This is a genomic window from Nostoc foliaceum FACHB-393 (assembly GCF_014698505.1).
GTDB lineage: Bacteria > Cyanobacteriota > Cyanobacteriia > Cyanobacteriales > Nostocaceae > Nostoc > Nostoc foliaceum_A.
Map to the genome: position 1 here is coordinate 1 of NZ_JACJTD010000164.1, position 3,215 is coordinate 3,215.

The following is a 3,215-nucleotide window of genomic DNA, read 5'->3' on the forward strand; positions in this document are numbered from 1 at the left end:
ACTGTTGTAGGTCATGCAAATAAGAATTGATATGAAGTAGTATTTGGTCAATACTAGGTAAAGGAACTTCACAATAAGGAATCAATCTGACTAAGGATTCGTGTAATTGTATGTTCTGACCCAACAAAACAATGCGTTTATCTGTGGGTTTTAACCTGTGGTAAAGGTTTTTTACCTTGCTTAAAATCTCCCATGATAATTGGGGTGAATTCTTAGCGATAAAGGGGTGAATATCTCCGAGGATAAATACACCATGACCACTAAAGTTAGCAATGTAGTCAAACACATACAACAATGGATCAGCCTGTGGAGGTCTTTTGTACTCTGCGACTGGCTTAAATACCAATCCCCCATCTGCTGCGATTAAACATTGCTCTAAGGTTGATACTCCCAGATTCCAGAAAAACACTGGACTTGATAGCTTGTTAGATGCCTCTGTAGTCAACCACTGAATAATCGTTGCTTCATCAGGAGACAGCACATCAAGCGCTGCGATCGGAATTTGTGAATCGAGTGTGGAGAGCAGATTTGAGAGTTTCATTGTTTTTCAATTTGATAAGGAACTGGAGATAATTCGTCGTGTGTGTTTACGACTTTTACGATCACCTCATAGGCTTCGGCATCGCCGTCAAAAACTTCTGCTATACCGTTGTTCTCTTGGTAGGCAATCGCTGTTACTATTGCATTCAAAAGTACGCACAAACCCTCTGTACTAGCTTTGATGATCACGGGTTGTCTTGGTTTTTGCTGGGCATAAACGTGAACAAATGGGTATTCTTTAGCTAATTCGTTCATGATTGTTTTTGAGGGGGGAAGAAAGTTGATTCCCCCGTGTTGATTACTGACGCAGGCGTGTTTGGCTGCTGTTTGTAGTCCGAAGCTGTGGTGCTGATTCTTCTTTGAAAACGCGATCGCCTACAACCCCAAGTGCCTCCTCAAATGGTTGCGTAGCCGATAAACAACTCAGCCCCTCGAATCCCTCAGCCTCCACACGAACTTCACCTGTAGCATTGTCGAAATGTATCAGTATTGAACGTTCCATATTTATCTCCTCACGTACTGTTGAACTTCTTGATGTCCGGCAAAAGTCAGCCGTAGAGTTTGCACACTTCCGTGGGTTTCTTCAGCGATCGCACATTCCCCAAATTGCTCTTGTAACTCGGCAGCTTTGACACGAACCAAATGCTTACCATAAGCCAGCATTAGTTTATTACTGAAAAAGTCTTTGCCCAGCTTCGGAACTGTTTCATAACTGTCGTGTATTACGTCGTACACGCTGCTTGACTGATTCCATTTGAAACCGATGTCTGCACGGGCTTTTATGGTGTGACCAGACACAATGATTTCAGCGCTTTTTCCTTGAGAGCCACCGTAGTATCCTTTTAGTGATTGTGCTGTTTCATAAACTTGCGGATTCAGTTTCAAATCTTGTAAAGCTTGTATCAGACATTCGCGGTTGGTAAGCTTGGTTTTAACGGTTGAGAAGTGTGACATGAGAATCTTGTTCCTGTAGTGGTAGAAGTGCGGTATTCTTTGTGAGGTGTATATCCATTTTTCGTTTAACGTATTTAGTCTTGAGCGAATGCACCCGCCCAAGACTGTTTTTTACCTGAACTTGAAAGACATCACGGTAGCTTTCGATAAACCCACCTCACCAGTTGCTAGCTCTTGGAGATTGCGCTGTTCGTCTAACAACTTGATCCGAATTTCTTCCATCTTTTGCTGCAATTGAGTGCGCGTATCTGAACCCAGATTCTTCGACTCAATCGCTGGATCGTTAACGATAGAATTTAAGTGCGTCATCATCGCCTCCAAGCTACTGCCTGCCTCCGGGTCAGCATTCGCTAGTAGTACCTGAACCTTCATCAGATGGCGTTGCATCTTCTTTTTGAACTGGACTGGCTTGCGTCCTGGTTCCCAGTCGCTCAATTCTTCAAGCAACTGCGCGGCGAGTTGTTCACCACCAGCGATCGCAGATTCCCGTAGCCTTTGCTCCAGATTTTGGTCATACTGTTGGATGAATCGCGTAATTTGGTCAAGGCATTCGGCTTGCTGCTGATTGAGTTGTTCGGACAATGCCGGGATAATCACCGGACGACCAATAACGACTTGCAAATAGTCTTCAAGATCAGTCAGAGTCGGAAATGCTCTTAACAAGTTGGCTTTAACTGATTCTTGCTTATCCTGTGCTAATTCCCAAGTGTTAAGTGAGAGGAACTGATCAATTCGCTCTTGATAATCAACCAACCCAGCTTCATAATCAGCTTTTAACTGATTACGCAGTCCTGGGGCGATATTATCTCTGATATTGATTAACTGATTCCACACAAGTGGAGCTAAATCAATTGGACAAACCCAATCACCAGTATCAGCAGACATCCATTCTTGAACTGAAGCAATCTCTTGCCTCAATTGTGCAGCAGCTTCATCAAGCTTTTTGAAAACCTTGATTCCGCGTAACCCAACTTCAGAATTTGTAACTTTAACGAGGTCTGATTCAATTTCAGAAACCTCAGCTTTTAGCACATCCGCCCATTTAGGTGCGGCAGATTTTGTACTTTTCTTTAATTGAATACGAAAGCGAATGCGAGTTTTATTTAATTGCGAGAAATTGTGGCGCTCGACTACTGCATCAGTTAGAAAATTTGCAGCAATAGGATTGTCAATTACTTGTACCATGATTATTGACCTCAATCATTATTTTTCACTTCGATTAAGCGAAGCTTTTCTTAGACTTAAATATCCTTGTTGAAAAGGCTAGAAAAGCGGTAACTGATATGCCTTGGGCAAATGCTGATAAATATCTAAATCGTGAGCTTTATACTCCCGCACGTAATTATTCCAATTCCATTTGACTGTAATTTTGTTGCCATTAACAGCAATGATTTTGCCCCAATACTCATCTGCTTTAGATGGAATTACAATCAATATATCTTCAACAGCAAAATTAGACATGACTGCAATATTCTTTGTAATTAGAGCTAGACCATAAGCCTATAAGTTCCTATTTCTCAAACCAGACAAGGTTGTTCTTTTATGATTGCAATCTCTAGTCTGTGGCTATTTCTCAATTTGGGGATATCTGGAATAGCTCTATAGATTACTTTTGTAGAGCTATTCTGTAGGCGAATATGTCTTTTAATGACTGGTGGTTTATGTATTGACATGGCTTAAAATAGCTGAAGTTGCTGCGAATTATCCTGTACCACAGGCTT

5 protein-coding genes and 1 pseudogene are annotated in these 3,215 nt (G+C 41.7%); all 6 read right to left on the bottom strand.

Annotated features, from left to right (window positions below):
• Window positions 1-541: pseudogene (locus H6G92_RS38520) on the bottom strand (AAA family ATPase); the annotation flags it as partial.
• Window positions 538-795 carry a hypothetical protein gene (locus H6G92_RS38525; RefSeq protein ID WP_190902086.1) on the bottom strand — a complete coding sequence of 86 codons (258 nt, stop codon included), beginning with the start codon at window positions 793-795 and terminating at the stop codon, window positions 538-540. The gene H6G92_RS38525 and the pseudogene H6G92_RS38520, both read right to left, overlap by 4 nt.
• A 43-nt stretch (window positions 796-838) precedes the next feature.
• The gene (locus tag H6G92_RS38530; RefSeq protein WP_190902087.1) at window positions 839-1,042 is read right to left on the bottom strand and encodes a DUF2997 domain-containing protein; all 204 of its coding nucleotides are present in this window, start codon (window positions 1,040-1,042) and stop codon (window positions 839-841) included.
• Between the two features lie 2 nt (window positions 1,043-1,044).
• Complete coding sequence (locus H6G92_RS38535) at window positions 1,045-1,494, bottom strand: DUF1257 domain-containing protein (RefSeq protein ID WP_190902088.1); 450 nt, start codon at window positions 1,492-1,494, stop codon at window positions 1,045-1,047.
• Window positions 1,495-1,605: 111 nt separating this feature from the next.
• Window positions 1,606-2,679, bottom strand: a complete 1,074-nt coding sequence (locus H6G92_RS38540) for a hypothetical protein (protein ID WP_190902089.1) — start codon at window positions 2,677-2,679, stop codon at window positions 1,606-1,608.
• A 78-nt stretch (window positions 2,680-2,757) separates the two neighbouring features.
• Complete coding sequence (locus H6G92_RS38545; RefSeq protein ID WP_109013047.1) at window positions 2,758-2,955, bottom strand: hypothetical protein; 198 nt, start codon at window positions 2,953-2,955, stop codon at window positions 2,758-2,760.
• Window positions 2,956-3,215: the final 260 nt, after the last annotated feature.

Excerpts from the sequence above, each read along its gene's own strand:
- H6G92_RS38525 (WP_190902086.1), bottom strand. The coding sequence starts at position 795 with ATGAACGAATTAGCTAAAGAATACCCATTTGTTCACGTTTATGCCCAG.
- H6G92_RS38530 (WP_190902087.1), bottom strand. The coding sequence starts at position 1,042 with ATGGAACGTTCAATACTGATACATTTCGACAATGCTACAGGTGAAGTT.
- H6G92_RS38535 (WP_190902088.1), bottom strand. The coding sequence starts at position 1,494 with ATGTCACACTTCTCAACCGTTAAAACCAAGCTTACCAACCGCGAATGT.
- H6G92_RS38540 (WP_190902089.1), bottom strand. The coding sequence starts at position 2,679 with ATGGTACAAGTAATTGACAATCCTATTGCTGCAAATTTTCTAACTGAT.
- H6G92_RS38545 (WP_109013047.1), bottom strand. The coding sequence starts at position 2,955 with ATGTCTAATTTTGCTGTTGAAGATATATTGATTGTAATTCCATCTAAA.